The 24,514-nt window shown below is 60.6% G+C and carries 27 protein-coding genes and 1 pseudogene; 18 read left to right on the top strand and 10 right to left on the bottom strand.

Going from position 1 to position 24,514, the window contains the following annotated elements; genetic code table 11:
* Nucleotides 1-177 precede the first annotated feature (177 nt).
* Together QRM95_RS09295 and QRM95_RS09290 are read left to right on the top strand one after the other, a co-directional pair.
* Nucleotides 178-3,732 carry an SIR2 family protein gene (locus QRM95_RS09295; RefSeq protein WP_285247503.1) on the top strand — a complete coding sequence of 1,185 codons (3,555 nt, stop codon included), beginning with the start codon at nt 178-180 and terminating at the stop codon, nt 3,730-3,732.
* A 156-nt stretch (nt 3,733-3,888) separates the two neighbouring features.
* Nucleotides 3,889-4,554, top strand: a complete 666-nt coding sequence (locus tag QRM95_RS09290) for a DUF8548 family protein (protein ID WP_285247502.1) — start codon at nt 3,889-3,891, stop codon at nt 4,552-4,554.
* A gap of 72 nt (nt 4,555-4,626) precedes the next feature.
* Here QRM95_RS09290 and QRM95_RS21095 read toward each other — a convergent pair.
* Nucleotides 4,627-4,839 (bottom strand): annotated as a pseudogene (locus tag QRM95_RS21095) (hypothetical protein); the annotation flags it as partial.
* Nucleotides 4,840-5,843: 1,004 nt separating this feature from the next.
* Between QRM95_RS21095 and QRM95_RS09285 the strand changes: the two are divergent.
* The 6 genes from QRM95_RS09285 (at nt 5,844) to QRM95_RS09260 (ending at nt 12,726) form a co-directional block, all read left to right on the top strand.
* Nucleotides 5,844-6,458 (top strand): SAM-dependent DNA methyltransferase, encoded by a 615-nt coding sequence (locus tag QRM95_RS09285; RefSeq protein WP_285247501.1) that lies wholly within the window; start codon nt 5,844-5,846, stop codon nt 6,456-6,458.
* Complete coding sequence (locus QRM95_RS09280) at nt 6,455-8,137, top strand: Eco57I restriction-modification methylase domain-containing protein (RefSeq protein ID WP_285247500.1); 1,683 nt, start codon at nt 6,455-6,457, stop codon at nt 8,135-8,137. Before QRM95_RS09285 ends, QRM95_RS09280 begins: the two co-directional genes overlap by 4 nt.
* Nucleotides 8,130-10,682, top strand: a complete 2,553-nt coding sequence (locus QRM95_RS09275) for a DEAD/DEAH box helicase family protein (RefSeq protein ID WP_285247499.1) — start codon at nt 8,130-8,132, stop codon at nt 10,680-10,682. The genes QRM95_RS09280 and QRM95_RS09275 overlap by 8 nt, the downstream gene beginning before the upstream one ends.
* Before the next feature lie 262 nt (nt 10,683-10,944).
* Complete coding sequence (locus QRM95_RS09270; protein WP_285247498.1) at nt 10,945-11,865, top strand: hypothetical protein; 921 nt, start codon at nt 10,945-10,947, stop codon at nt 11,863-11,865.
* Nucleotides 11,866-12,084: 219 nt separating this feature from the next.
* Complete coding sequence (locus tag QRM95_RS09265; protein WP_285247497.1) at nt 12,085-12,273, top strand: hypothetical protein; 189 nt, start codon at nt 12,085-12,087, stop codon at nt 12,271-12,273.
* Nucleotides 12,274-12,381: 108 nt separating this feature from the next.
* A complete protein-coding gene (locus QRM95_RS09260) occupies nt 12,382-12,726 on the top strand; it encodes a hypothetical protein (protein ID WP_285247496.1) in 345 nt (114 codons plus the stop codon).
* Between the two features lie 42 nt (nt 12,727-12,768).
* Here QRM95_RS09260 and QRM95_RS09255 read toward each other — a convergent pair whose 3' ends face one another.
* The 6 genes from QRM95_RS09255 to QRM95_RS09230 all read right to left on the bottom strand — a co-directional run bounded on the left by QRM95_RS09255 (nt 12,769) and on the right by QRM95_RS09230 (nt 16,144).
* Nucleotides 12,769-13,323 (bottom strand): RES family NAD+ phosphorylase, encoded by a 555-nt coding sequence (locus QRM95_RS09255; protein ID WP_285247495.1) that lies wholly within the window; start codon nt 13,321-13,323, stop codon nt 12,769-12,771.
* Complete coding sequence (locus QRM95_RS09250) at nt 13,324-13,842, bottom strand: hypothetical protein (RefSeq protein WP_285247494.1); 519 nt, start codon at nt 13,840-13,842, stop codon at nt 13,324-13,326.
* A gap of 68 nt (nt 13,843-13,910) precedes the next feature.
* Entirely contained in the window at nt 13,911-14,579 is a 669-nt protein-coding gene (locus tag QRM95_RS09245; protein WP_285247493.1) for a recombinase family protein, read from the bottom strand.
* A gap of 170 nt (nt 14,580-14,749) precedes the next feature.
* The gene (locus QRM95_RS09240) at nt 14,750-15,256 is read right to left on the bottom strand and encodes a hypothetical protein (protein WP_285247492.1); all 507 of its coding nucleotides are present in this window, start codon (nt 15,254-15,256) and stop codon (nt 14,750-14,752) included.
* Between the two features lie 17 nt (nt 15,257-15,273).
* Nucleotides 15,274-15,633 carry a hypothetical protein gene (locus QRM95_RS09235; RefSeq protein ID WP_285247491.1) on the bottom strand — a complete coding sequence of 120 codons (360 nt, stop codon included), beginning with the start codon at nt 15,631-15,633 and terminating at the stop codon, nt 15,274-15,276.
* 55 nt (nt 15,634-15,688) lie between these two features.
* Entirely contained in the window at nt 15,689-16,144 is a 456-nt protein-coding gene (locus QRM95_RS09230) for a DUF4304 domain-containing protein (protein ID WP_285247490.1), read from the bottom strand.
* A gap of 65 nt (nt 16,145-16,209) precedes the next feature.
* Here QRM95_RS09230 and QRM95_RS09225 point away from each other — a divergent pair, with 65 nt between their 5' ends.
* From QRM95_RS09225 to QRM95_RS09195, 7 genes are all read left to right on the top strand, one after another.
* Complete coding sequence (locus QRM95_RS09225) at nt 16,210-16,545, top strand: PadR family transcriptional regulator (RefSeq protein ID WP_285247489.1); 336 nt, start codon at nt 16,210-16,212, stop codon at nt 16,543-16,545.
* Between the two features lie 11 nt (nt 16,546-16,556).
* Entirely contained in the window at nt 16,557-17,198 is a 642-nt protein-coding gene (locus QRM95_RS09220; RefSeq protein ID WP_285247488.1) for a hypothetical protein, read from the top strand.
* A 599-nt stretch (nt 17,199-17,797) separates the two neighbouring features.
* Complete coding sequence (locus QRM95_RS09215; RefSeq protein ID WP_285247487.1) at nt 17,798-18,532, top strand: hypothetical protein; 735 nt, start codon at nt 17,798-17,800, stop codon at nt 18,530-18,532.
* Nucleotides 18,533-19,038: 506 nt separating this feature from the next.
* Nucleotides 19,039-19,413, top strand: a complete 375-nt coding sequence (locus QRM95_RS09210; RefSeq protein WP_285247486.1) for a DUF2750 domain-containing protein — start codon at nt 19,039-19,041, stop codon at nt 19,411-19,413.
* A 34-nt stretch (nt 19,414-19,447) separates the two neighbouring features.
* Nucleotides 19,448-20,341 carry a hypothetical protein gene (locus QRM95_RS09205; protein ID WP_285247485.1) on the top strand — a complete coding sequence of 298 codons (894 nt, stop codon included), beginning with the start codon at nt 19,448-19,450 and terminating at the stop codon, nt 20,339-20,341.
* On the top strand, nt 20,322-20,750 hold the full coding sequence (locus QRM95_RS09200) for a DUF6228 family protein (protein WP_350223883.1): 429 nt from the start codon (nt 20,322-20,324) through the stop codon (nt 20,748-20,750). The genes QRM95_RS09205 and QRM95_RS09200 overlap by 20 nt, the downstream gene beginning before the upstream one ends.
* Complete coding sequence (locus QRM95_RS09195; RefSeq protein WP_285247484.1) at nt 20,747-21,412, top strand: helicase associated domain-containing protein; 666 nt, start codon at nt 20,747-20,749, stop codon at nt 21,410-21,412. The genes QRM95_RS09200 and QRM95_RS09195 overlap by 4 nt, the downstream gene beginning before the upstream one ends.
* 80 nt (nt 21,413-21,492) lie before the next feature.
* Here the strand turns inward: QRM95_RS09195 and QRM95_RS09190 are convergent, their stop codons facing one another.
* Genes QRM95_RS09190 through QRM95_RS09180 form a run of 3 tightly spaced genes read right to left on the bottom strand, consistent with a single transcriptional unit; the run spans nt 21,493 to nt 22,497 of the window.
* Nucleotides 21,493-21,732, bottom strand: a complete 240-nt coding sequence (locus QRM95_RS09190; RefSeq protein WP_285247483.1) for a hypothetical protein — start codon at nt 21,730-21,732, stop codon at nt 21,493-21,495.
* A gap of 50 nt (nt 21,733-21,782) precedes the next feature.
* Complete coding sequence (locus tag QRM95_RS09185; protein WP_285247482.1) at nt 21,783-22,247, bottom strand: hypothetical protein; 465 nt, start codon at nt 22,245-22,247, stop codon at nt 21,783-21,785.
* Nucleotides 22,240-22,497, bottom strand: a complete 258-nt coding sequence (locus QRM95_RS09180; RefSeq protein WP_350223882.1) for a helix-turn-helix domain-containing protein — start codon at nt 22,495-22,497, stop codon at nt 22,240-22,242. The genes QRM95_RS09185 and QRM95_RS09180 overlap by 8 nt, the downstream gene beginning before the upstream one ends.
* A gap of 129 nt (nt 22,498-22,626) precedes the next feature.
* Here QRM95_RS09180 and QRM95_RS09175 point away from each other — a divergent pair, with 129 nt between their 5' ends.
* From QRM95_RS09175 to QRM95_RS09165, 3 genes are all read left to right on the top strand, one after another.
* Nucleotides 22,627-22,767, top strand: a complete 141-nt coding sequence (locus tag QRM95_RS09175; RefSeq protein ID WP_285247481.1) for a hypothetical protein — start codon at nt 22,627-22,629, stop codon at nt 22,765-22,767.
* Between the two features lie 291 nt (nt 22,768-23,058).
* Complete coding sequence (locus QRM95_RS09170) at nt 23,059-23,373, top strand: HigA family addiction module antitoxin (protein ID WP_285247480.1); 315 nt, start codon at nt 23,059-23,061, stop codon at nt 23,371-23,373.
* A gap of 356 nt (nt 23,374-23,729) precedes the next feature.
* Nucleotides 23,730-24,419, top strand: a complete 690-nt coding sequence (locus QRM95_RS09165) for a DUF6994 family protein (protein ID WP_285247479.1) — start codon at nt 23,730-23,732, stop codon at nt 24,417-24,419.
* Nucleotides 24,420-24,514: the final 95 nt, after the last annotated feature.

Genomic DNA, 24,514 nt, shown 5'->3' with positions numbered 1-24,514 from the left:
GGAGTCAGCTCATATACAGTCGCGAGATCGCCCCTTCCACACGGCGTGCCAGCCGCGCCAATGCTCGCAGCTGGCGTGCTCCGTCGCTACTATCAGCTTGTGGTCACACGGGTCCGATCGTCGAAGCGAAGGACGGATTGCAGCACAAGTCCGCAATCGTCGAGATTGGGGAGTTAGATGTGGATAACGAGCGACGTGAATTTGCCCCAAGCCATTCTCGACGCACAAGCTGAAGGACGTCTTGTACTTTTCGTTGGAGCGGGGGCTTCGGTCGACGCTCCGTCCGACCTACCGCTGTTCGACAAGCTGGCCCGTCAGTTGGCAGAAATGGCACGGGTACCTTTCGACGAAGACGTCACAATCGATTTCTTCCTAGGGTCGATGCCGGAGAGTTTCGACACGCACCGACACACTTACGAGATAGTTTCTCGCGAAGACTCCGCGCCAAACACCACGCATGCAGCGCTCGTTGGGGTGGCCTCTTCAATCGGGCCGCTGCGAATCGTGACGACGAACTTCGATACGCATCTTTCGTCGGCGGCTACTGCTGGGGGAATCAAGGTTCCCGATACGTGGATTGGTCCTGCCCTGCCGCTAGGGGAAGATTTCACCGGCATCGTTCATCTTCACGGCTCGGTGCTCCGTTCACCTGAGGAGCTCGTTCTCACAGACCGCGACTTCGGCCGGGCGTACCTCACCAGCGCTTGGGCCACCCGTTTCTTGCTGCCGATGTTTCAAAGATTTACGGTGCTTTTCATTGGCTACAGCCACGATGACCCCATCATGCGATACCTCGCGCTTGGCCTACCATCAGGGACGCCGCGGTACGCCTTCACAAGTACCGACGAGGTGAACCACTCTAAGTGGTCAAGGCTCAAAGTGCAGCCGATCGGGTATCCAGTCCAGGGCCACGACCACACAGCCCTTGTCGCTGCACTCGAGGCCTGGAGCCTCCGCGCTCGGATGGGCCAGACCGAACACCGTGCGAGGATTCTCGAAGTGGTTGCCGGCGGCCCGCAACTCAGCCCGGTCGACTACGACTACCTCGTCGACCAACTCAAAAACCCTAACGGTGCTCGCGAGTTCGTCCACGCTGTCACGGTTGTTAAACCGAGGCTCCAGGTCGCCTGGCTCCATTGGGCGGAGGCTCTGCCAAAGTTCAAGTCTATCTTCAATGGTCACGACGGAGACTCCGCTGCCACCGTTCTTGGGAACTGGTTCTGTCAGAGCTTCATAGCGTCCGCCGAACTTCATGGGGCTGCATTGCAGACTCTACAACGGCTGGGCCAAGCGTTCGGCAACGGGCTTTTCCAAGCTGCCGGTTGGGCAGCAGATGAGCTGAGTAAAGCGGATTCTGGAGCTGGACGCAGGTGGAAGGCCCTCCTCGCTACGTCGGTCCATGGACACTCTGGACCAGTCGCCACGGCAACGCTCCTGTCATACGTCCCCGGCGACCAGGCGGAGGATTTGACGGTGATCCGAGCGGCGCTAAGACCCTACCTCGCGCTCAAGCGTCGATGGTCCCTTGATGACTCCGAGGACCTGACAACTTTGCCGCAGGCTGAAGTGCACTGGCTAAGCGAGGCGGAAAGCCTTACAGGACACGTCTTGAAGGTCGTCGAAACGGCACCTCCCGGAGATCCGAAACTGGGAACGGTCCTGGAGGACTCGTTGAGCGCAGCGTACGACCTTCTCGATGCCTACCACGGTCCCCGATCGTGGGATCCGTTAAGCTATGGTCGATCGGCAGTCGAACCGCATGAGCAGGATCAGTTCCGCGATCCCGTTGACGCAGTCCTAGATGGCCTAAGAGCATACGGTGAGAAGGCTCTTGTATCGTGCGCCGATCTCCCCGAAAAGTGGTGGTTTCTGGGTCGTGCTCTATTCCGCCGACTCGCATTGCATCTGCTCGCACGCGATGCCTCACGGTCGTACGACGAGAAGATCTCGTGGCTGCTCGAACGCTCAGTTCTTTTCGAAACCGACGTCAAACACGAAACTTACGGCGTCCTCAAAGCGTCGGCTGAGAAGGCATCGAAAGAGGTCCGCGCGCAGCTCCTTTCGGCAGCACTAGCCGGGCCGAATCAGTCCGAGGACATCCCGGATCTTCAACGTCACACAGCCTATGCCACCTACAACCTGCTTGTGTGGCTCACCCAGGTCGCACCCGGATGGGCAGAAGCTGGGTCAGCCTTGGAAGCGGTGCGGGCAAAGAACCCCGACTTCGCCCCGCGTGAGAATCCCGACTTTGACAGCTGGATGACGAGCGGCACCTGGGGTGAAAAGCTGCCCATGGAACTGGAAGACTTCATCAGATCATTTGAAGAGGACTCCACCGCCGCTGTCGCTGACCTACTCGCCCGGGATTATTCCGAACGGAACTTTGACGAACCGGATTGGCGCGGCGCACTTTCTCTTCTTAGCGGGTTGGCTGAGTCCCGCCCAGAACTGGGCCAACAGCTCTGGACACTCATAGATGAACTGCCCGGCTTTGAATCTCTGACAATCGATATTCGACTAGCTATTGTCGAGGGCTGGACCAAGGCAAATCTGCGCGGCAATGCAGACGCCGTCGTCGAACGTGTTGCAACACTCGTCCCAAATCCAAAGTCCGTGCGGTCAGTCAGCCGCTTTTTGCTGGAGCAGGTCCGCAAAGACATCGAAAGCGACGAGACACCTGCTCTCGCTGGCATGCGACGCATCGCCTTCCGACTCTGGAGAGAGCACTGCCAGTCGTTCACGCACGCGGAGGAACTGGACATGAATTCGTTTGCTCCGCTCTACCTCAATTCCTGGCCAGGAGACCTCGCCCAGTACTGGATCACGGAAGTTGATCGACGCTGGCGGAAGCATCGCGACGATTGGTCGGGCCTCAACGATGACGAGCGAAGCGCGCTGACGGAACTGCTCGATGGGCCACCACACGCCCTCGATGCGACCCGACCGGCAATGGCAAGCCACTTATTCTTCTTATTTGCCGCCGACGCGGCGTTCACCGCTAAACAAGTGCTTCCGCTATTCCGGGAAGACACTACAGCGGCGTTGGCCTGGATTCCTTATCTATTTCACCCGCGCTATAACGACAAACTCCTTGAGGCCGGCCTACTGGACAGCACGATCGCGGAGTGGGACCGGCTCGAAGCTCTCGGATCCCACCTGCAGAGCCAATTTTTCGCACTGGTAGCGTCGATCGTGTCCTTCGCTGGTATTCCTCCAGCGTCACGCCGAGCACTGCTCGATCAAAGCGTGCTCGCCAACGACGGTGCGCACGCAGCGGACTTCGCTCACGCGATTGTTCGTTTCCTCGGATCGGACGGGGTCGATGGCACAGAAGTGTGGAAGCAATGGCTTCGAGACCACCTCTCCGCGAGGCTCAACGGCTTGCCAAGGACGCCTGACAGCGAAGAACTAACCTGCTGGGCAGACATCGTCCCTTACCTGGGCGACGCTATTCCGGAGGCGACCGAACTGCTCGGCAACCACGGCATCGGTCTGGGCGATCGATTCTTCGTTCCGAAATTCCCACAAGACGCGCTCTCCGCCCATGGGCGGGTTCTGGTCTCACACTTCGCGGAACGCGTTCGCAACTCTTTACCCGGCGACTACTCCAGAATCCATCACGTGAACGAGTTGATCGAGGTGTTACGCGGCGCCCTCGGCGACACAGGTGTGCAAGCGCTAGTGCACGCAGCGACGGCGGGTGGATTCCTTGGCGGCAGCCCAAACGAGTGATGCCCGTGACAAATGTTTAGGCTACGAGGACGAAGTCACTCGCGCATACCGGCGATCGTGTCAGGCTCCTAGCGGTCACCCTACGCCGGCTGCGGCCGCATCCGGATCCGCCGAATGTGTCGGGTATTCTGACCATGAAAAGGCGGGGTGGGGCAGATGGACGAACAGCAGGCAATAGCGGCCGTAGCAAAGGCATTAGAGAGTATTCCCGAAAAGAATTTCAGCGCGTGGCCGGGCGGGTGGCCTGACCAAATTGGTGTGTCTCTCGTCGATGCCGTGTTCTCCATCCGAGCCGTCTATAAGACGAAGCACCCGGCCAAAGGCGTCCTCGGCAGGGCGAAGTTATTCCGAGACGCCTACCCCGACGCCGCAAACGACCTTGAGTGCTTGCGCAACCTAGGCGAGAAGCGAATAAGGGAGGTCATGGGGAACGGTAAAACCGTCGGACGCTTCAAGAGCGAGTGCATCATCGAAGCGGCCGACAACTTTCTTTCTCTCACTCCCCCAGTTCGCAGCGCGACGCACCTTCATGCACTCGACCCGGACCACAGAAGTTCCTACACGGAGGTAAAGGGCCTCGGCGACGTGACATACGAGTACCTCACCATGCTGCTTGGCCAGCCCGGGATCAAGGCAGACCGAATGATCCGTGGCTTTGTCGATGCCGCACTTAAAGAACAACATCTGGCGCCAGTGACGGCGGAAACTGCTAGGCGAATCGTCGCCGCCGTGCATGCCGCGGAGCGCCCCGATGTTGAGCTTCAGAAGTTCGACCACGCGATCTGGATCTTTCAGCGCGATCTCCCTAAAACCACCTTGTAGCTCCGGAACAGCGTGCACCGATGGAACCTCTGACCGGAGGCCGGCCGCCAACTTACTGCCCAGCACGTCCGCCTTCATGGTCTGGAATTCGTCTTCGGTCACGGTGCCAGATTCGCGGAGAGCCTGGAGGCGCTCAAGCCGCGAAATAGCCTCGTTCTCGAGTTCCGGGGCGGCCGGAGACGGTTTGTGATCTGGTACGCCACTCCTCGACGGACGCAATCCCACTTCGCCTACTTCGAACCCACGGTCTTCAGGCCCTTGGAGTGGCCGGGAAACAGTGTCCATGAGCTGATTCTCGTAAGCCTTGCGCTTGCGGCTTCGCACGACGGCGGAGATTCAAGCGCGATTACCAACGCGGCCACCAGCCATCCCAGCACCGGAATCAGACACAAAACGATGAATCCCAGTAAGGTCAGGAACCATCGGGCGGCTATCCCGAGAACGTTGATTCCTTTTCGTCCTCGGCCGTGTTTCCATAACGCCGAAGGATCCTGATTGAAAGCACGCAGGATATTTTCCGCCTGGCCCGTGGTCACGCTTTTACACGCACTCCGGCTAATGTACCGACCAAATGCATGTGCCCCTCCGTCCCCCCCTGCGCTGATTCATCCCAAATGGAAATACACGGAGACTTTGAGTTGTCAGAACCGGTTGGCTCCGGAAAGGGTAAATGTCGGTAGTATGGCGGAAGCCAACACGCTTCCCCGCCTTGTGATCCCTGCTCAGTTCCGGCAGTCCTCCGCAGCAGGGCATACGGGGAAGTAATGAGACAAAGTAGCGCGGGCTGCAGGTGTCGGTGAGACCGGTCTCCGGCCAGCTCCCGTGCGCCGGACTCTGTGACTGGCCTCGCTGTGCTCCACAGACCGACGCCCAGGAATACTGAAACAACACAGGACCCCGACCGACACGATTCCGCAAATGGCGTCGACGATTTTCAGGGCAGCTGCATCTCAGGCCTTGGCCGATCCTGTCACCGTGGGGTCGTATCCTTTTGGAATGGATGTAAGCCCCTTAAATCGAGCACCTATTGGTTGGTGCCACGGCTGCGGCACCGTGCAGCTCAAGTCGGAGATGCCACTGGCGTACATCGAGTGGCAGGAGGACACAGCTCAAGTATGCATTGAATGCAAGGCTGAACCTTGGTCATTGGGGGTGTGGAACAAGGGAGATCACGAGCCTTCGTGCTCTTGGACGGAAGCTGCGACCCAGCGCATCGTCGATTGGTCCCCTGCCTTCGCCTGCAACTGCCGGGAGGACCGCCGCGTCAATGAGGCCCAAGGGGTGAACTTGTGAGGTCGAAGCAGCGCGTGGTCGATCACGGTGAAGTGTTTACGCCGGCGTGGCTGGTTGACGCCATGCTCGAACTTGTAAGGGACGAAACGGAACGCATCGATTCACGGTTCCTTGAGTCAGCCTGCGGGTCCGGCAACTTTGTCGTACAAGTACTACGTCGAAAGTTGGCGGCCGTGGAGCTGAAGTACGGCCAGTCTGCGTTCGAGAGGGCCCATTACGCCTTATACGGCCTCATGTGCATCTACGGTATCGAGTTGCTGCCCGACAACGTGAGCGAGTGCCGGGCGAAAATGCTGGAGATTTTCGACGACTTCCTTGCGCTCAGCGAGGAAGATGAACTTCATAGAGCTGCCGCGTACGTGCTTCGTCATAACATCGTCCACGGTGACGCCGTGACGATGCTCGCCAGCGATGGCTCCGCGATCAGTTTTCCCGAGTGGGGCTACCTGGGCAAGGGTAAGTTCCAGCGTCGAGACTTCCGCTTCGACACCCTCACTCAGATGAGCGCTTTCGGTGGTGAAGACACACTCTTTGCCGACCTAGGCGATCACGAGGTGTTTACCCCGACCAAGATTTATCCTGCCGCCAACGTTAGACAATTGGCGTTATGACCAGCCACAGGGGTTTCTCGCTGCGGGGCCGCAATCCCGATGTGCTGACTTGTATAGCCAACCTCTCTAACGATGAGGTCTTCACGCCCCCGGAATTCGCTAACCGCATGCTCGACGACATGGCCTCGGCATGGACGCAATCACATCCTGGCGAAGACCTCTGGTCTAAACCTGATGTGACGTTCCTCGATCCATTTACTAAGTCGGGCGTGTTTTTGCGCGAGATTACCAGCCGCTTGGTCAAAGGACTGGAGGAGGAGATTCCCGATCTTGAAGAACGGGTGGACCACATTCTGACTAAGCAGGTATTCGGCATTGGCGTAACGCAGCTGACCAGTCTCCTCGCGCGCCGAAGCCTCTACTGTTCCAAATTCGCAAACGGACCACACTCCATCGCCAAATCCTTCAGCACGGACCAGGGCAACATCTGGTTCGAGCGCATAGAACACACATGGGCCGGCGGCACGGAATGGGTATACACAGCCGACAATGCCGGCAATCGCATCAAGAAATTCACCAATGGCAAGTGCATCTACTGTGGCGCGAGTCAGAAAACACTCGACCGTGGCGATGACTTGGAAACCCATGCCTACGCCTTCATTCACAACGACAACATCAATGCGCTTATCGCAGAGCTATTCGGAGAAGACATGCAGTTCGACGTGATCGTGGGGAACCCGCCCTACCAACTCAACGATGGCGGCTTTGGCACAAGCGCTGCTCCCATCTACGACAAGTTCGTGGAGCAGGCAAAGAAGCTCAACCCCCGCCTTCTCACCATGGTCATCCCATCCCGCTGGTTCGCAGGCGGTAAGGGCCTCGATGAGTTTCGTGAGTCCATGCTTGGTGATGCCCACCTGCGGAGCATCGATGACTTCCTAAGCGCAGCCGACGTCTTCCCAGGCGTGGGACTCAAAGGAGGGGTGTGTTACTTCCTTTGGGACCGTGACAACGCCGGCGACTGCCGAGTCCAGACGCACTTTAAGGACTGGCCCGTCAACGCGGCGGTACGGCCGCTGCTCGAAAAGGGCGCCGACGTGTTCATTCGCTTTAACCAGGGTCTTTCAATCCTCAAAAAGGTTGTTGCGGTGGAGACTGGGCAAACAGAGTCTCTTGAGCTGCCCGAAAGCCAAAGATTCGACCGAATTGTAAGCTCCCGAAAGCCTTTCGGGCTCGATACAACATTTAAGGGCAAAGCGACTAAAGCGCCTGGGGATGTGCTGATTTATCAGAACGGCGGAATAGGATACACGCCTCGTGATTCCGCTAAGGCCAACGAGCATCTCATTGATAAGTGGAAGATATTCACGGGCCGCGCTGCCCCTGGAACTGGCAACCGGGATACGTATCCACACAAGATCATTAGCACCCCATTTCTTGGTGAGCCGGGAAGCATCTCATCCGAGACTTATCTCGCTATCGGTCCTTTCGACACGCAAGCTGAGGCATCAAGTGCGCTGTCCTATCTCTCCTGTCGCCTGACGCGCTTGCTGATCTTGCTGCACAAACCCTCTCAGGACACAACACGGAAGGTCTACACTTTCGTGCCCACGCAAAAGTGGACGAAGAACTGGACCGACGAAGACCTTTACGCGAAGTACGACCTCGATAAGGAAGAAATTGCCTTCATCGAAAAGGTAGTTCGGCCGATGGATCTGAACCAGGCTGACGATGCCTAAGTCCATCGAAGAGCTCCTGCCGCCAAAACCAGATGCAAGACTGCGGGTCTACGCATACAGCATCGACAGCCCTGCACACCTGGGACTTATCAAGGTGGGGCAAACCACCCGCGATGTGAAGAAGCGGATTGAGGAACAGACCAAGACTGCTGGCATCACTCCGAAAATTCTTCTTGACATACCTGCTGAGCGGGAAGATGGCACTGCCTTTACGGATCATCAGGTGCGGGCCCGACTTGTAGCCAAAGGCTTCGAAAACTACCAGCTCGAATGGATGCGTTGCTCCATCGATGACGTCAAGACGGCGATCACCGAACTCCGCACTGGAAAAAAGCTCTCCGGTACGCACCATGAAACGTTCATGCCGAGGGCAGAACAGGCGCAAGCGGTCAAAAGGACCCGTGACTACTTTCACTCCGTCTGGCAGGAGGATATGCACGCCGTTCCACGTTTTCTCTGGAATGCCAAGATGAGGTTCGGCAAGACCTTCACGGCTTACCAACTGGCCAAAAGCTTGGGAGCAACTCGAGTTCTCGTTGTGACTTTCAAGCCGGCCGTGGAAGATGCGTGGCAGACTGACCTTGAAAGCCATTCAGACTTTGACGGCTGGCAATACATGAGCAAGCAGTCTGGTGTCGATCCACTGGCGGTCGCAAAAGACAAACCGCTTGTCTACTTCGGATCTTTTCAAGACCTGTTGGGCCGCGACAAAGCAGGCAACATCAAGGCTAAGAACCAGTGGGTCCATGAAATCAACTGGGACCTTGTGATTTTCGATGAGTATCACTTCGGTGCCTGGCGAGAGACTGCTAAAGAACTCTTCGAGGGCGAAGACAACTCGCAAATCACGGCCGAAACCCGGCTTGCCTACAATCCCGAGCTGGACGCGTACAACGAAGACCTGGACGAGTTGAACGAGCCGGAAGCGGAATTCCTTCCTATTACTACGCGGGCCTACCTGTACTTGTCCGGCACCCCCTTCAAAGCTCTCGCCACTGGCGAGTTCATTGAGGAACAGATATTTAACTGGACCTATACAGACGAGCAGAGGGCGAAAGAGGCATTTGGCAGGGCCAATCCCGGCAAGCTGAACCCATACGCAGCACTTCCCCAAATGCGCCTCATGACCTACCAGATGCCCGACGAACTTCTGGCCATCGCCAACATGGGCGAGTTCGATGAGTTCGACCTCAACGCCTTCTTTGCCGCCAATGGCAGTGGGGCGAATGCTGAGTTCAAACATAAAAACGACGTCCAGAAGTGGCTCGACATCGTCCGAGGGGCATACACCCCCACGCAAGTAGACAACCTCAAACAGGGCTCCCATCGGCCGCCGTTCCCGTACTCAGACGTTCGCCTGCTTCCCTATCTTGAGCACTCCTTCTGGTTCCTCCCGAATGTGGCAGCTTGCCATGCCATGGCAAATCTCCTTGCCGAGACGCAGAACAGCTACTTCCACAAGTACAAGGTGCTAACAGTTGCTGGCACGAGCGCAGGCGTCGGCCTGGACGCGCTGCCGCCAGTGCGGAAGGCCATTGCAAGTGGGCACGAGGCAGGCTCCATTACTTTGTCCTGTGGCAAGCTCACGACGGGCGTCACTGTTCCACAATGGTCGTCAATCCTCATGCTTCGTAATCTGAAGTCACCGGAGACATACTTTCAGGCCGCTTTCCGTGTCCAGTCGCCCTGGAGTCAAAAGAACCCCAACGGGGACAACCCAAACCAAGAAGAGATCTACAAACCGGTCTGTTTCGTGTTCGACTTCGCACCAACTCGCGCTTTGAGGCAGTTGTCCGAGTACGGGGTTGGTCTCAGCCCCAACGATAACCCCGAGAAGGCAGTTGAGGAACTCGTGTCGTTCCTCCCAGTACTCGCCTATAACGGTGCACGGATGGTTCAGATTGACGCTGGTGGCATTCTCGACATGGCCATGACTGGGACGAGCGCGACACTGCTTGCCCGCAAGTGGGAATCAGCACTCCTGGTTAACGTCGATAACGACACCCTGCGACGCATCCTCAATAACGAGGACGCGCTGAAGGCGGTCATGAATATTGAGGGCTTTCGAGCCCTAGGAGACAACGTTCTCGAAACCGTTATCAATAAGAGCGAGAAGGTCAAGGACACCAAGAAGTCCAAGGGTGAGAACCTATCACCCAAGGAAAAGTCGGAACTCACGGCTGAAGAAAAGGAATACAAGTCCAAGCGCAAGCAGATCCAAGAGAAGCTGATCAAGTTTGCAACCCGTATTCCAGCCTTTATGTACCTCACGGACTTCCGCGAGAACACACTCCAAGACGTAATCACGAAGTTGGAACCTGACCTTTTCAAGACAGTCACAGGGCTTTCTGTAGAGGACTTCCACCTGCTTGTAAGTCTGAAAGTGTTCAACACCGAACACATGAATCAGGCAGTCTTCGCATTTCGGCGGTACGAAGATGCTTCCCTGTCCTACGCAGGACTCGACAGCCATGAGGGCCTAACCAGGTACGGCCTTTACGACACTGTGGTTGCCCGAGACACTATTGAGGCGATGCCCGCCTAGGTGCCCTTTAGCGCTGCGACAGGCACACCCACCTTTAGGCGAAGCAGTCGTAGCTCCCGCCTGTCCCCATTGGAGTTTCAGGCAGGCGTGAGCGTTTCCACGCGCTTTCTCAGGTGCCAAGCCCGGGTTCTGCGCTCTCAACACAAAATTGACGAGTGTTAGTGGCACGCCTGAGCCTTTCTGGCATCTACAGGAGCCCTCGGCTGTGTTGTGCGACAGGCCCAGCCCCACCCACGCTCCCGAATTCCTTACAGTTGTGTATGTGAATGCAACCTGCTACATCCCCATTCAATTCCTCAGCCTTAGCTCAGAGATGTTGGTCCTAGGGGTCACATTTCTGCCGCCCGACGATGAGCGGATTCCCTATAAGGATCAGCTTGACCGGTTCGATAAGCCCGTTCATTCGGTCGCGGCCATACAGGTCAGTGGGGACACTTATGAGGACATGGTAGAGGTCGCACGGGCTTCGGCATCTCAAGCCCTAAGAAAGCTGCGTATCGCAATTGGTGGTATGGGGTTTCTGGAAGGGCAACGCCGCTTCAGGTTAGGAACCTCATACACCTTTGATGACGGCTCCAGGGGTTGGAGTATCCGTGACGACGCTGCACATGTTACCGAGCTGAACTCGTGGTTGGCCAAAGCGGCAGAGACCCAAGCGCTGGCCGCCCTGCCTGAAAAACCGTTTACCGATATTGAGAAGAAAGCCGAAACCGCCCTGCGGTGGATGGAACGCGCTTCACTTACCGGAGACGCCACCGCCGCCATGCTCTACCTCGTATTCGCGCTGGAGTCTTTGTTGGGAGACAAGTCCGAAGGGGCGAAGGGACATAAGTTAGCCTTTCTTCAGGCCGCCCTGCATGCAGCGCAGACGGGAACTTTTCAGCCTCCCGAGAAGACACTGCTCATATACTCTGAGTTACGGTCAGCCGCCGTGCACGGCGAGCATCTCATTTTGCCGGTGACCAAAAGCGACGTTCAGAATTTTTCAGAGACGCTCCATCAAACTCTTAACCTCTATCTTTCCTATGCGGCCAAGCATGGTCTAGGCCGTCGCGGCAAGCTCATGTCCAAGCTCCAACAGGAACCGATCATTCATGATGTAAGAGAATGGCTTCGGGCTAATGGGGGTCCGGGCTGGATTGACTATCTTGATCGAACTTCAGCCAGTGAAACTGCCGAGTAATATTTCAGCTACGGAATAATCGCCCTAGCGATCCTGGATCGAGCGGACTTACCACCGCCAGCGCCGGCAAATACGCCTGGGAAAACTCACGCCCATAGAATATGAAATAATCAACCGGACCGCGCTCACAGTGGCCCAAGACCCCGAGTCAACCAAAGTCGGGGCAGTCCCGACACAAATCAGCACGGACTCGATCTCGCTGCCGAGAAGGACCACGTCTTGGAGGCGCTGTACGCAGGGTTCGAAAGCCAGCACGTCTGCGTCGACCACGATGCGGACCCGAACGCACCGGATCTGATTCACCTCGCCGACCAAATTGTGAAGGCGCTGCTAAAGGTGGGCGTCGTCATCCCGGCGAACCTAAAGAGCCCGTACTCATCCGCCCGAAAGACACCTCAGCCGGCGTAAGCAATGTCCGGCACCGGCACCTGCATTGTCGGCCCTCGCCGGTGCCGGCGCCCATTCCATGTCCGGTAGTCGGGCATATCCTACTTGCACACAACTTTTGGGGGAGCCATGACCGACACGCACACCGAGCAGGCAGGAACACTGGAGGACGGCGGCTCGATGGAGCTGGTCCGCGTGCCGGCCTGGGAGGTGAAGTACCGAATGGGCGAGGATCCGGACGAGCTGGCGCACTTCGTGTGCTGCCGGGACCTGGACTGGCGCAAGGCCGCCTGCGGTCACGAGGAACCGGACATGCCGATCGTGAAGGAAGCCAAGGTCCTGTGCACCATGTGCATTGAAGTGATCCGGAGCCTCGGCGGTGAACCTGGGGTTCCCATCTGCCCGTACGACCAGCAGGCCTGCCCGGACGACGAAGAGGTGGACCGGATCATCGACGAGCGGACCTCGCGCTGACCGCGGCCATAGGGATCAGTGGTTCGCGGTCCAGGGCCAGCCTCAGCGGATTACCTTGCGGATGATGGCCGCCGCTTCCTGGATGGCGTCGTGGTCCATCGTGAGCGGTTCGGGGTCGCCGGCGACCTGCAGGCCCTTCACGTCCCAGAGCCCGATGCTGGCCCAGCGCGGTTCGTAGAAGGACCACCACGACAGGCCCTCGAAGGAACCCTTGTCGTAGATGGCCCTGGCCCACTGCTGGGTGGAGTCCCGGTCGCGGGAGACGACACTGCTGGGGCGCAGCGACCAGTCCAGAAGCACCTGCGGGTCATCGAGGTCCAGGACGGCGGGGTCCCCGGTGTACCGCACCAGCGCTTTCCGGGTCCCGTACGGGGTGCCGGGCGGCGGGGCCAGGATGTCGGGGGTCCAGGTCAGGTACCTGCCGAAGGCCTCGGCGACCGCACCCTCCGGACTGTCACCGACGTACAGCACCTTGTACTCACGGTCGGGGTCATCGACCCGGCCCGCCCCCTGGCGCGGCCAGATGTAGAGCGGGTGGCCGTTGGCGGACGGATCGGGGGCGGAGGGGTGCCAGTTCAGTACGCGCCAGAAATCCACTTACGCGAACGCTCCCTGCTCGAAGGCGCGGATGGCCTCCAGGACCGGAGCTGCCCCTTCGAGCCGGTACACGTCGATGGGCCGTGCCCCCAGGTGCGGATCCTGGCCCTCCAGCCACAGCCTGGCCTGGGCAGGGGTGAACGCGCTGTGCAGGTGGCCGACCAAGGCATCCAGATCTGCCAGCTGGGCACGGTTTTCCTCATTCGGCGAATCCTTGCCGGACACCCACCGGCCCGGCCTGTCCTTATTAACACCGAGCAGGGCTGCCACAGCATTGTTTCCCAGGGCGTTGACGAGACGGCTGGTGACGGCCCGCGGCCCATAGTCAGGCGCATCCTTCAGCCCGGCAAGGTTGACCGCGGCCGGACTGGCAACTGTCTTGGCCCGCTGCCGGGCCCGCCGGCCCACAGGCTTGAACCCCTTGGGCAGCAGGACTACACCGTTCCGGACGACGACCCGGGCCTCCTTGCCGTCAGCCTTCACGACGACCGTCTGCTCACCGGCCTTACGCTTCTCCATCCCCCAACACTAACTGTTGGGCACAGTTGCCGGTAGGGCCGGCCGCCGCGGTGCCGGGAGAGCAGGCACTACCGCCGGGCCGGGACCGTCTTCTTGGTCGAGTACCGGGACCTGCCCGGGCCGACGGCCAGCTGGGTTTCGTCCTCCGCCGGCGCCTCGTGGCCGTACATCTTCAGGTACCGGTACAGGGTGGCCCTGGACCAGCCAACGGTCTTGGCGACCCGGGTGGCAGTCTTGCCTTCAGCGAGCAGCTGCCGGGCTGTCTCGATCTTGTCCTCGATGGTGGTTTCGTCGACGGGCTGCTGGCCAAACTTCACTCCCCGGGCCTTGGCCGCCATGACGCCGGCGCGCACCCGCTCGTTGATAAGCTCCCGCTCGTACTCGGCCAGGGTGGCGAACAATCCGAGCTGGAGCCGACCGGAGGCCGTCGAAGGATCGATTCCGTCGACCAGGGACTTCAGGCCGATGCCCCGCTCCTGCATCTCCGCAACCGTGTTGAGGACGTCGATCAGGGACCGGCCCAGCCGGTCGATCCGGTACACCAGCACGGTGTCGCCCTCGCGGGCGAACGCCAGCAGCGCGGACAGGCCCGGCCGTTCCTTGGCGGCCTTCGCCCCGGAGAGCTGGTCGAAGTAGATGTACTTCTCCTCGACGCCGGCTTCGAGCAGCGCGTCCCGCTGCGCAGCGCCGTGCTGGTCGGTGGTCGATACCCTCACATATCCCAGTAGCAGTCCCATGCGCACATGCTAGTGCGGGGGTGTGTCATCAAGCCTCGAGACTTTGTGAGACTCTGCGGTGAGACAGGTTTGGTGAGACACTTTTGACCCCTAGAAGCCCGTATTCCAGGGGTTCGGGTCAGGTCTTATCAAGCTAGAGTTTGTGAGACGATCCGGGACGCGCCCGATGCCTACTGCCAGGCGGTGATCGGGAAGACGGGCGACGCCTCCCCTTCCTGACCGGTAGCCTCCCAGGCGAAACGCTCGTACAAGTCGTCCAGGGCGGTCCACCGGAGCAGGTTGCCCGCGGTGTCGATTGCGTAGAACTCGTAGCGCAGCCCGTCCACGAGATCCTGGCTCGACAGAGTGGCTCCACCTCCGGGCAGCAGGGTGGGCAGGCCCGGACCGGCGATGACGTAGGCCGGAAGAACGACGCTGAACGCGGCCGGGAAGGTGCCAGTCAGGCCGATGTCGCGGAAGCCACCGTCACCGTCCGCGACGGCGTGGCAGTCGTCGGAGTCGATGGTAATGGTGCCCTTTGGGAGGTTCTCCCTGGCTTCCGGGGTCAGGACGCGACGCTCGGCGGGCAGCAGCGCATTGAAGCTATGGACGATGGATACGAGGGACGGAATGACGGTCATGGCTGCCATGTGTGCGGATTCGTCGCATCCGATGCCCGCCGGCGGCGAAGCTGTCATGCTGACCGTGCCGATAATCAGAACTCGATCAGGTCGTCGATAGCCGAGTGCAGCCACGCGTTGAAGTCCTCGAATTCTCCCCTGACTTCCCACCCTGGCGAGGCCCAGTCGTGCACGAGAGCAATCTTGCCGGTGTCCAGGTCGAAGCAGACGCAGTCGTCGTTGTCCTGACGCTTGGCGAACAGCACCAGGTGCCGCGTCACGTACCGCTCCCGGAGGCCGGCCTGCAGGGCGCGCAGATGATCTCCGGTCAGGATCCACCAGGGTTCCAGTTCGAACAGCTGAATCTTTACCAGCCGGAGCAGGCCGCGGGGATAGGTGAACCCTTCCGGCAGTTCCTCCGGGGTGAAAAGCAGCTTGTCGGCAGATCCGTCCATGGGGACAGTCCGAACGGGCGGAAGCCACCGCTGCAACCAGCGAGGCAGCCGGGCGTTACCGGCGGTCATTTGCCGAAGACTCCTGTGCACGCAGCCATGGGACACCGTGGTCGCGGATGGCGTCCACAACGGACTCCAAAACTTCCACAGTGGGGCCGTTTGCCCGGACAGACAACCATGTATCGGTACCCGAGACGAGAATTCCCAAACGCTGCCACGCGGTGAGAGGACCTCGTAAGTTTGCGCTTGGCTTCTCGCCAATCCACGCGTCTGTCTGATATTTGGCAGCCCACGCCTGGCGGTCGACCGCGGACAGGTTCACCGTGAAGCGCACCTCATCCGCGGTACTCGATGTCGACTTCTGCAACCCCAGCAGTAGCCAATACGTGTCCGACGGCAGTTCAAACCTGGATCCGCTGCCCCGAAACCCCAGACGACGCAGCTGCGGAGCCAGCTCCTCCTTGACCATTGACCGAAAATGGTCCTGCGCAGACCCGCCATCGACACTCATGGCCAGAGCATATCGCGGACGCGGCATGGCCTTGACTTCTAAATCTATATAGCTAGATTTGGTTCATGGAGAGTTTGGGGAGAGTCACTCCGGCTACGGCATTGGTCCTTGAAGCCTTGTTGTCTGCGGAAAGCGTTTGGGGGCTGCAGATCGTTAAGGACGTCGGCAAGAAGCCCGGGACGGTGTACCCGATCCTGGACCGCCTGGAAGCCGCAGGCTGGGTTCAGGGCGAATGGGATTCGGCCGAGACACGGAAGGGTCCCCGTCGGCGCTACTACCGGCTGCTGGCTGAGGCGCGCCCATTGGCCAGAGATTACGTCTCCACCCACAAGGCGAAGGCCTCCCCGAGCGCGGGCCGCCCTTCCCCCGCGCTCCTCGAAGGCCAGTGGTCCGGGGCATGAGGTACACAGGCATGCTTCTCTCGCTGTGCCTGGCCGTAACCCCGGCCCGCTTCAGGAAGATCCGGGAGGAACAGTGGCAGGCCGACCTGAGGGACGGTCCAGCCATGGGTTTTACGACGTCGTCGCTGCTTTACGCGGTCGTCCGGTCGTCGGCGACGGCCAGATTCCATGACACGCTCCACCGCGGCCGCGCCCTGCTGTCGCGCCTAACAAATGGGGGAAACATGAAGATGCTCTTTGGTATTGCCGGAACTGCAGCGATCCTGGTGACGGGAACGGCCCTTGGCCTCCAAATGGTTCATTCCCAGGAAGACGCGCCAGTGGCCCGGACACCCGTGAATGAACGGCCAATCGCCGGCTACGAAGGGTGGTGGAACTCAACCCCCGTCAGCGGAAACACCACAGGCCTGCCCCAGGAGACGGTCACGGTCAACACCCGCACGGGGCAGGTCGTGGACGCCTTCAACCGGGCCAAAAACAGCACCCTCATCTCGGATGTGAACTACACGCCGGTCCCCGACGCAACGTGGCCCGCCAACTCGGTCATCATCATCGATACCGCCTCGGGCCAAATCATCGAGGACTTCCTGGTCGATGAACGAGGCGTGCCGCTCGACGAAATGGGCCGCCCCTACGGATCCGCAGCCGGATAACCGACGCGGGTAGACACGCAGGCAAGGTGCCGGAGTGCGAGGACTATGGTGATGACGTGAAAGAGAACGTTGAGTATCCGGGTCTCATCTGGGTCAAAGATCCGGTTCACCTTGATGGCCAGCCGACAGGTGCACCTCCGCGACGAAGGCACCATGAGGATTGCTCGCACTTCGAACGCAACGGTGACGGCTCGCTGCTTGGTCCCGCACCGTATGTGGCGTCGGAGGAGCAGATGCGGACTCTTCCTGCGTGCCTGACATGCGCCGAGACGTCGAACGGCTCGGGCTCCCCCGGACGCGGTGCTGTTGGCCGACGAGGCGCCGTCTGTGGGTCATGCTTCATGGAGCGGCCCCTGGTGGGCGCTTGCCCCAACTGCGGAGAAGAGTGACCTGCCACTGCAACCGATGACGGCAATGCTCGGGTAGAGTCATGCCCGCGGGCGTGTCCCGCATCGGGCAAAGGGGATCTGGTGGGGATTGGTTCGTGGCTTCGAGAAGCAATTGGCGGCAAGACGGCCACCCCTCGCCCGGTCACCGAACAAGCATCGCAGAATCAGCCATCCATAACTCTGTCGATCGGCTACAGCCCGTGTGTTGAGGTGGCCGGCACGACCACGTTCGCCGCCGACGCTGTCGCTGCCCTGGCGGACCGGGAGGGGATGGGCGAGCGGGGCTACTTCGAGGGCCAGGCCCAGCTGCAGCGGGATCCCGGTAACCCTGTTGATCGGAACGCCGTCGCTGTGCTGGTGGACGGCGAGAAGGTAGGATGCCTGCCGTCCTACGCCGCGAAGGACTTGCCTCTGCCGGTCGGCGCCAGCCACCCCGTCCCGTACCAGCTGCACGTCGCGGCCGGGAAGAAGCTGCTGGCCAAGGCGTATGTCTGGATGGGTGCGGGCGAGCCGGAGTGGGCCTACTCCCGGGAGAATCCGCCGGCCCTGACGGCGAAGGAGCGGATCAACGACTCCCACACCCAGAAGACCGAGATGGTCCGGGAGGCTCTGCAGGGCGGCGGTGCCCGGTCCCAGCAGTTCCGGCGCGGCATGGTCGACGGGGTGCATTACCTGGAGCTCGTGGAACCGATCAAGCAGCTGAAGCGCGACGGCCGGCTCAACGAGGCCCTGGCCCTTTGCTACAAGGCAATCGAGGCCGCCGAACGCAGCAGGGACGGCCGGGAGCCCGCACCCTGGTACACGGAGCAGGCGGCCATCGTCCACCGGAAGCTGGGCCAGAAAGAGGATGAGATCGACGTGCTGAAGCGCTGGCTGGCGGCGTGCCCGGCCGACCGGCGGGACGGCAGCCGCATCGCCGAACGGCTCGCCAAACTGGAGGGCTAACCCCTCCCCCTCGGGCCGGCAGTCGATGATGAACTGCATGAGCGTGGTGGCGTCGCCGTCGGCGTAGAGGGCGAAGAGGCCCTGGTTGAATTCGAGCCGGCGGGCGAAGGGAATGGAGATGGCGTCGTGGCCGGAGCTCATGAGGATGCCGTTCATCATCAGCCGTGAGGTGCGCTTGTTGCCGTCAAAGTAGAACTGCCGGCGGGTTCCGAGGCAGAAATAGGCGACCGCGCGTTCCACCGGGTCCTCGAGCGCAGCCAGGTGGGCCCCCGCGGTCGTATTCGGCGCTGAGCTCCTCTCCCCCACCCTCACAGCCGGCGGCGTAGAACGTTTTGAGCTACGAATACGCAATAGCTTGACGCCCTAACTATCAGCCTGCTTACAATGGCTGTAGACGGATGGGGATCCGGGGTACAGGGATCGAAGAGGGTGCGCTCAGCGAACGGGGCGCACCTTCTTCGCGTCTTGGCCAGCTTGAGGGAGCCAAGATCTGACACTATGTTCTGGTGAGCACCAGCGCGGCGCATGCTTCGGCCTTCTACGACGAGTCGCTCCTAACCGGAGAAGTCTGGGCCCTGCGGGACAGCACCGGATTCCCCGCACCCCTGAATGCAGATGGCAAAAGGAGCATGCCCTTCTGGTCGCTGGCCAGCCGCGCCGAGGTCATTCAGTCCGGAGTTGCCGATTACCAAGGCTTAGAGCTCGTAAAGATCTCCATGAAGGAGTGGCAATCAAGGTGGCTTCCGGGTTTGGCAGCTGATGGCTTACTGGTCGGCTTGAACTGGTCAGGCCCGCGCGCTACGGGGTACGACGCACATCCATCGGAAGTGGTCTCATCTTTGGCTGCCCGGACGCCGTCCTCCGGAGTGAAGCCCATATAGTCGCCACCAAGCCGCGCGCCGGTAGGCTCATTCCATGGGGGAATCAGAAGATCTGCGGGCACTGCCCGAAGGGTGGGCTTGGGACGGGCTGGCCGGCCCGGAGCTGGCGTGGATGGGTGACGGCTTCCTGAAGGATCCAGTGGGCGACACCCTCCCCAATGGATTCACGAACAGTGCTTGGATCCTTCACGCCCAGTTTTTCCGGCCGGCCAATGAGCCCGCGGAGCCAAAACCTGATGATCTGGATTCGATGCCAGGTTTCGGTTTTGGCGCGCATGCTCCCGCTGGGTGGCAGCGGATCACCTGGGCTGAGACCGCCTCGCTCAAGGCTGTGCCTGTGCGCGGCCCTGCCGGGGGCGACGGTCTAGAGATTCCACCCTGCTACCGGTGGGAGGCTCTGCTGAATGACAGGGATGCCGGCCACGTCGTGCACCCAGGCGCGCAGCGTGACTCTTCGGTCTGGCCGACGGAGGGGTCGCTGGGGAAGGCCGACTTGGAGGCGCTCGTACCGATTCTCGCGGCTCACACCGTCTCGACCCGTATGCTTGGCGGCAGGTTTGCCCCCATCACCAGCCTCGTCAATGCCGAGGCAACACGTTTTTTCACATTCGAGTTGGCGACCATGCTGCCCTCCATGCTCGCCACGGGGGTCCAGGAGTTCAGCCCGGAGTTGTGGTGGCCTGAAGACCGGGCCTGGGTAGTGTGGACCGACTATGACCTAATGGGCACCAGAGTTTTTGGCAGTACGGACCTGATCGTTGCGCTGAAGGAGTCCCACGACATCGAGACGCTGGACTGGCACCGGGCCAGGCTCGGTCCTCCTGCGCCCCCGCGGCCGCCGAGCCGCCTGGAGTTGCGCATTCAGGCGCTCCTTGCCAAAAAAGAAGCCGAAAGACAGCAGCTGAACGATGGCAATGGACAAGGTTGAAGTAGGGCGGCCGCAGCGCCTCACGTTCGGGGATCTGCGTCGGGAGCCCGGCGGCCAGGTTCTCAGCATGACCGTAACTGTGGAACTGGAGAGCCTCACAGCGCGTCGCGAGGTGGTCGCTTCGTACGTGTCCGGATTCGCTGACTTGGCCGGCTTCTTCACCGACCTCGGCGAGAACTGGCGCGGCTGGATCGGGACCCGAACCTACGAGTCGATAGAGCACGACCTGCTGCTGGAAGCGGTCCACACGGGCAGCCACGTCGAACTGCACTTCACGCTCCAAAATCTTGAAGCCAGCAGTTCCTGGTCACTGCGCGGCAAGCTGACGTTGGACGCCGGCGAAGAGCTCATGCGGGGCAGTGATGACCTTCGGGAACTGCTCTCTCACCCACCGGTAGACGCCTCATGACCCACCCCAAGCGCCCGGCCCCGGATCCGGAATGGGTGCTGATGTACCGGCAGGGCATACCGGCCGCGAAGATTGCCGCCGGCGCGGGCGTCGCAGGGTCCGTGGTCCGGTACCACCTGGCCCTGGCCGTGAAGCAGGACCCAGACCTGCGCGCCGAACACCAGAAGGCACTGCCGCCTCCTCCCCCGCGACTGACGGCCGCCGGCCAGCGCACCCTGGAGGAGCTTCTGGCCTTCCACGCGGCCGAGGGGCGGCTGCCGGTCGCCGGCCGGGACGCACGGGAGTCGAAGCTTGCCGGGTGGCTGGCCCGCCGCCGCAAAGAGGCTGCCGCCGGGGCCCTCTCCCCCGCGCACGCCCACGCGCTGGAGGCCATCCCTGGTTGGCGGGATCAGCCCACGAAACGGGACGCCGACGCGGCCCGCTGGGAGCGGCGCCTCACCGAGCTGGCCGCGTGGCTGGCCGCCGGGAACGACTGGCCCCGGCACCAGAAGACCGACGACCAGCAGGAACGCACCCTAGGGGTGTGGCTGCACACCCAGCGCATCGACTACCGGGCCGGGAAGCTGAGCGCCACCAAGGAAGCCCAGCTCAACAAGGTCATCCCTGGATGGCGGGAAGGCCGGCCGCGGCGGGGCGCGAACAGCTCGCGGCCGCCGGGGTGACGCCAGGCGCTGCTGCTCGTGGTGCTGCTCTGGGCCGGCAGCTGGGCCACCAGCCGCCAGGCGTCTACCCGGAGGGACGTTTAGTAGTCGAGTGGACCTGACCGGCGGACGCTCGTGGCACTCTGCGGGCCCGCCTTGGCCATAATTGCGGCTGCCAGGAGCGTGAATGCAGCAGCGAGGAGGACGTCGAACAGAACATCTGTGACGCCTACACCTCTGACAGCGGTGATGACTGCCGATACCAGGAAGTACGCCGCGATCATGATGCCGAGCGCGGATCCAATCCGGGCCCAATACGGAAGTGCTCTCAGGTGAACCACATTTCCCCCTTATGTAGTAGGGGGAGCCTAGCGGGGATTACTGCCGAAAACTAGGGCCTCGCCGCGCCAGGGCGCTGCTCCTGATCGTCCACTCCTGCCTGGCCATTGGCCTCCACGAGGGCAAGCAAGGACCGAAACGGCGTGGGGTCGAATTCGATCCGCCGACGCTTGGACCAGGCTTCGGCCTCATCAATCGAGTCTCGAATAGCCTGCACTCCATACGCATACGGGTTCTCCGGCGGGTTGACCGGGAGGGCTACCTGAACCTTCAGGAGGCGGTCGGCTTTGCGAAACGCTCCGGTGCGAACACCTTGAAAATCGGGTGCCAGGAGGTGCCCGGGCACGTGGAACTCAACATTCAGGTTCAATTCTGAATCGAGTTGATCTCGCAGACCTGAAACGCTCCGCGACAGCCGCATGAGCGCCTCACGCCAGATCTTGCTCTCGGGAGTAAACCCGCCAACAATGACCCCGACTGAGAGGGGCCTGGGCTGGGCGGAAAGCGGTTCAGTCACCCTCTACGTCTTCCGGCCCGGCATCCTCGAGCTCGCCGGCGGCGATCCGTTCGGCGGTGCGCCGGTACGCCTCGGCAATGTAGTCCTCGACGTCCTGGCGGCCGATGCGCCACATACCGCGACCACCGACCTGGAAAGCCCGCAGCTCGCCTGCCTTGATCAGCGCATGAACCTGGTTGGGTTTCACGTTCAGCTCTTCGGCTACCTGGGTGGGTGTCATAAAGCGGTGGTTGGTGGGTTCGTCAGTCACCCGGCCATCTTATGTGCGACGGCCGTCTCGATGCCCGGCCTCAAAACGGAAGCTCAAGATCGTGCCAAGAAAGAGAGGGAGGCATTCCGCACCCTCCTATGACTTCCTACAGTGTGGGTAGGAGGTCGTATGAGGAAGCGCGCAATCACGCTCAACAAGAAGGTGGCCGCTGGACTGGCGGCTGTGGCTGCGCTGATGAGTGTCAGCTCCTGCGGCGCGCAGGCCAAAGAAGTAAATCCGAAGTCGTACGTCGATGCCATCAACCAGTAGACCAAAGTCGTTGATCTGGTTGCCCAACGGATCTCTGTGGAAATCTACGCCAGAGACCGGCGGATAAGCAGTACCGCACCTCTGAGTAAGATGTACGATCTTCGGCCCGAATCGAAGGCGCCACCGACGCATGGCTGGCAGCTAGCGAAGAGTGCAGGCCGAGCGGTATGACAGACGAATGGTTCGACCTCCATCCCATTTGGTCAAGGGAGGACGCATTCTTTCCAACCAACACCAAGTGGTCCCCCACCGTAGGGACCGAGAAACAACCACCGCACAAGGAGACCCAACATGCGAGAACCGGAGCGGCCAGGCGAAGAATTGGCCTGGTACATCGATAAGTTTCATTGGAACCAAGCGATGTTTTCCGAGGTAATCGGCCGACCCGTTCAGTTTGTCAGCGACGTGGTCAACGGCAAGACGCGCATCACCCGAACATCGGCAGCACAGTTCGCCGCAGCTCTCGGCACGACTGCACAGCACTGGCTGGACCTTCAAAATGAGTACGAGCTGTGGGTGCTCTCCCGTGATAAAGAAATGCAGAAGATGCTCCGAGGCATAAAACGCAGGGCCAAGGCCTACACCGTGCACATGCCCGTCACCTAACTCGGCCATGCCATGCATTGATGCGTGGCGCACGCTACCAACGTTCGATCAAGATCAAGGTGGACTCAAGAGTTCCCGAGGATTCCGCATTCCCCTTCCCTCACGTCCTCCTGAGTTCCTACAGTGATTTCAAGGCAGGCAAGGACGACGTCTGGGGGACGTATGAGCACGAGCAGCATCCTGTCCGCAAAGGAAGCAGAAGCCTCGCCGGCGCCTGTCCCTTCTCCGCCACGGGGCCCCTCGGCAAAGCCACGGCCAGTTCAACTGGCTCCGGCACTCACGGGCCGAGAGCACGAAGTGTGGCGGCTCATCCGCGACCTTGCCGAACTTGCCGCGGCTCGCCATGGGAAAACGGCATGACCGCCGGCGTCGATACGTCCTTCGACTACCACGACGATGCTGGCGGGAAGGATCCCGACAAGTACAGCCCGACGCTGCGCCGGCACCACCAGCTCTTGTGGAGCAAGGAGCTGCCTATCGGAGGACGCTTCGACTTAACATATGAAGGCAGATCCCATCTAGCGCATAGGTCCTCGCTGGGAACCTTCCATGTTTCTAGCGATGCCATCACCACCAGGCTCCTTGGAAAGGCGTGGCGGGCAATTCGCGAAGTCCATGAAGGCGACATCCCGGTCTACCTTGGCTACACGGCCGGGAGCACGATCGTCTTTCCAGGAAACAAGATCAACAACCAGATGACAATTAACGGCGCACGCGGCTGCCATCCCCGCATCGCCGATTGCTTCGACCTGACGCTGGAGTGCATTCGGCTCCACTATCTTGGGCGGCCTAACCCTCTGGCGAAACCCCTGCTCAGGTACGAGAAGTTCTTCGCCCTGTTCCAGGATTTCGACGGGTATGTCGAGTTCTTCCTGCTGCAGGACCTCGTAAAAAAGAACGGCACAATATGCTTCTTCCACCCGTCCACTGCTGACTTCAGCACCCACTCTGCCGTCCCTCGGACCGGGAAAGAGTACCTCGGGTATTTGGCGAAGAAAAACGCCTTCATAACGGCGAGGAATGCGAGGATCGACCGGGAGCCGTAAGACCGGAACCGGTCCAAAATGATGCAGGTAGCGCCCTAGTTGTACTCAGTCAGTAGGTTGGTTGCACCTGCTGATGGGTGGTTTGCCTCCGAGGC

It is taken from the genome of Pseudarthrobacter sp. efr-133-R2A-89, from assembly GCF_030209315.1.
Taxonomy (GTDB): Bacteria; Actinomycetota; Actinomycetes; order Actinomycetales; family Micrococcaceae; genus Arthrobacter.
This window is presented reverse-complemented; position numbering and strand designations above follow the sequence as displayed.

Excerpts from the sequence above, each read along its gene's own strand:
- QRM95_RS09290 (WP_285247502.1), top strand. The coding sequence starts at position 3,889 with ATGGACGAACAGCAGGCAATAGCGGCCGTAGCAAAGGCATTAGAGAGT.
- QRM95_RS09245 (WP_285247493.1), bottom strand. The coding sequence starts at position 14,579 with ATGGGACTGCTACTGGGATATGTGAGGGTATCGACCACCGACCAGCAC.
- QRM95_RS09280 (WP_285247500.1), top strand. The coding sequence starts at position 6,455 with ATGACCAGCCACAGGGGTTTCTCGCTGCGGGGCCGCAATCCCGATGTG.
- QRM95_RS09200 (WP_350223883.1), top strand. The coding sequence starts at position 20,322 with ATGGCAATGGACAAGGTTGAAGTAGGGCGGCCGCAGCGCCTCACGTTC.
- QRM95_RS09195 (WP_285247484.1), top strand. The coding sequence starts at position 20,747 with ATGACCCACCCCAAGCGCCCGGCCCCGGATCCGGAATGGGTGCTGATG.
- QRM95_RS09235 (WP_285247491.1), bottom strand. The coding sequence starts at position 15,633 with ATGGACGGATCTGCCGACAAGCTGCTTTTCACCCCGGAGGAACTGCCG.
- QRM95_RS09275 (WP_285247499.1), top strand. The coding sequence starts at position 8,130 with ATGCCTAAGTCCATCGAAGAGCTCCTGCCGCCAAAACCAGATGCAAGA.
- QRM95_RS09170 (WP_285247480.1), top strand. The coding sequence starts at position 23,059 with ATGCGAGAACCGGAGCGGCCAGGCGAAGAATTGGCCTGGTACATCGAT.
- QRM95_RS09165 (WP_285247479.1), top strand. The coding sequence starts at position 23,730 with ATGACCGCCGGCGTCGATACGTCCTTCGACTACCACGACGATGCTGGC.
- QRM95_RS09175 (WP_285247481.1), top strand. The coding sequence starts at position 22,627 with ATGAGGAAGCGCGCAATCACGCTCAACAAGAAGGTGGCCGCTGGACTG.
- QRM95_RS09225 (WP_285247489.1), top strand. The coding sequence starts at position 16,210 with ATGGAGAGTTTGGGGAGAGTCACTCCGGCTACGGCATTGGTCCTTGAA.
- QRM95_RS09230 (WP_285247490.1), bottom strand. The coding sequence starts at position 16,144 with ATGAGTGTCGATGGCGGGTCTGCGCAGGACCATTTTCGGTCAATGGTC.
- QRM95_RS09260 (WP_285247496.1), top strand. The coding sequence starts at position 12,382 with ATGACCGACACGCACACCGAGCAGGCAGGAACACTGGAGGACGGCGGC.
- QRM95_RS09240 (WP_285247492.1), bottom strand. The coding sequence starts at position 15,256 with ATGACAGCTTCGCCGCCGGCGGGCATCGGATGCGACGAATCCGCACAC.
- QRM95_RS09220 (WP_285247488.1), top strand. The coding sequence starts at position 16,557 with ATGCTTCTCTCGCTGTGCCTGGCCGTAACCCCGGCCCGCTTCAGGAAG.
- QRM95_RS09295 (WP_285247503.1), top strand. The coding sequence starts at position 178 with ATGTGGATAACGAGCGACGTGAATTTGCCCCAAGCCATTCTCGACGCA.
- QRM95_RS09205 (WP_285247485.1), top strand. The coding sequence starts at position 19,448 with ATGGGGGAATCAGAAGATCTGCGGGCACTGCCCGAAGGGTGGGCTTGG.
- QRM95_RS09250 (WP_285247494.1), bottom strand. The coding sequence starts at position 13,842 with ATGGAGAAGCGTAAGGCCGGTGAGCAGACGGTCGTCGTGAAGGCTGAC.